General features: G+C 47.4%; 3 protein-coding genes. All 3 read right to left on the bottom strand.

The annotated features are described in order from the left end of the window. Positions 1-185 precede the first annotated feature (185 nt). From IQ256_RS29100 to IQ256_RS29090, 3 genes are read right to left on the bottom strand one after another with little or no spacing between them, the layout of a single operon-like run. Positions 186-755 (bottom strand): hypothetical protein, encoded by a 570-nt coding sequence (locus tag IQ256_RS29100; RefSeq protein ID WP_193859163.1) that lies wholly within the window; start codon positions 753-755, stop codon positions 186-188. Positions 756-761: 6 nt separating this feature from the next. Beyond that, positions 762-1,190, bottom strand: coding sequence for a hypothetical protein (locus IQ256_RS29095; RefSeq protein WP_193859162.1), 429 nt, complete (start codon positions 1,188-1,190; stop codon positions 762-764). A 9-nt stretch (positions 1,191-1,199) separates the two neighbouring features. Beyond that, positions 1,200-1,607 (bottom strand): hypothetical protein, encoded by a 408-nt coding sequence (locus tag IQ256_RS29090; RefSeq protein ID WP_193859161.1) that lies wholly within the window; start codon positions 1,605-1,607, stop codon positions 1,200-1,202. Positions 1,608-1,743: the final 136 nt, after the last annotated feature.

Raw genomic sequence — 1,743 nt, 5'->3', positions numbered from 1 at the left:
ACATAATGACCTTTGGCTCATAGCCTTCAAGGAAGGGTGGAATTTGCCGCTCAACAAGATCTCCGCCTTCTGCTGTTTGTAATCTTACGGTTTTCATCGCGGTCATTTTCTCCTTGTATGGTTGCTGGGAATCGCAACTAGTCAGCGGCTGGCCCTGGGTTTCAGCCGCTGACCGTAACGAGATATCAGGCTTCTACGGGTGTGCCAGTTAGCGATTCTAGTCCAACTTTAGCCCGGTCGCTGTCATCAGTTGGTCTTATCTGGTGATATGAGAGATAAACAAACTCGAAAGGACTGTTCTGCTCTAGTTCTTCAAATCTGTCTGATTGAACCTTAAACCACGGCTCTATTATTGATACTGTCTTGCCGTCGCGTACTCCGTAGCTGGTGATGTATTGGTTCAGTGTGGGCGCTCTACCAACTACATTCACTTTTGAGCCTATAAAGTTTCCTCCTATTTCTGGAATTTGAATTTCTAGAACTTGATGAGGGTGTGATTTTCTGTAGGGGATGTATGGCCAGCGTTCGAGATCTGGGATATTCTCTCTGAACACATACGCGAAATAGATACCATCTACTAAGCCTGTAGATTGTTGTTTGTAGGTGTAAAACTCTGCGATATGCCAGTCTGATTCCGCGCCCATAGAGATGGCTTTCCCCACCGCAGGGGGCGCGTCACTCCAAGTCAGACGGATCGGCTGTTCCCCTAGCTGTCGCTGACTTAAATCACAACACTGATAGACGATGATGTTCATGTTTCTCTACTCGTATTCTCGCCTTGAATTATATCGATAGTCGTCAAAGACATTAGTGTTTTCTACTTGCGCGTCTTCTCCTTCAAACAGACATGTGTATTCAAGAACTCCTCCACCTTTATTAAACTTGTTACGGACGATGTCAAATAGTCGAACCTTGCGCCCCTCCTTTAGAAACCGCTTCTCCATCGCGTAGCAGCTATTAGGATCGGTTACGCCATGCCGTTCGTATTGACTTTCATCCACATTGCTATCGCTTTTGTATACAGGCGGTGCAATCGGTGGTGATTTAGCAGGCGCTCTATAGCTACCGCTGCTACCACCGCCACCGATTGGCACGATAGGAATAGACCGGCCATCGCCCGTAGGTACGCAGCCACTAGCCGCGATCGCACACGCCGCGATCGCACCAAGAAATCTCTTCGTTTTAATCATTTGTTTCTCCTAGTAGCCAACCGTGTATGAATAAGCTGTACCATCGACGATGCGAATAGCCAGGTAGCTACTGCCGCCCTCTATTCTCCAGTAGGCATAGTCTCCCTCTGCATCGAAGGGAGGGCCAAAAGTATCTATTAAAGCGCCGCGTGACTGAGGGAAGGCTATATGCTCAAACAACCGTGTTAGCTGCGCTGATGTCAGTCCATCCTGTCTATCGGTGTAGTAGCCGTCAATGGTTCTATCCCTATGTGGAAAGTCGCTATCAACGTCAAAGCCTATAGCTACATCTGTTGCTTCGGCTGGCTGTTGGCCGATGCTCTTACCTACATCTTTTGAGAATTCATTAAATGAGTCGCAGGTAATGCGAGTAGTGGCTAAAGAGAGAATAGCCGCCCAACCAAACAACCTAAGCATTGTTGTTGCGGTAGTGCATTAATGTAAAGGATAGAGAAAAATAAGACGTAGCTGTTGCGACTCTAGAGGAGTAGAGCAGATGAAAGTTGAGATGACTTGTCCCACCTGTGGCTCTCACGACATTTCGAAGAACGGT

It is taken from the genome of cf. Phormidesmis sp. LEGE 11477, from assembly GCF_015207105.1.
GTDB lineage: Bacteria > Cyanobacteriota > Cyanobacteriia > Phormidesmidales > Phormidesmidaceae > Phormidesmis.
This window is presented reverse-complemented; position numbering and strand designations above follow the sequence as displayed.

Excerpts from the sequence above, each read along its gene's own strand:
- IQ256_RS29100 (WP_193859163.1), bottom strand. The coding sequence starts at position 755 with ATGAACATCATCGTCTATCAGTGTTGTGATTTAAGTCAGCGACAGCTA.
- IQ256_RS29090 (WP_193859161.1), bottom strand. The coding sequence starts at position 1,607 with ATGCTTAGGTTGTTTGGTTGGGCGGCTATTCTCTCTTTAGCCACTACT.
- IQ256_RS29095 (WP_193859162.1), bottom strand. The coding sequence starts at position 1,190 with ATGATTAAAACGAAGAGATTTCTTGGTGCGATCGCGGCGTGTGCGATC.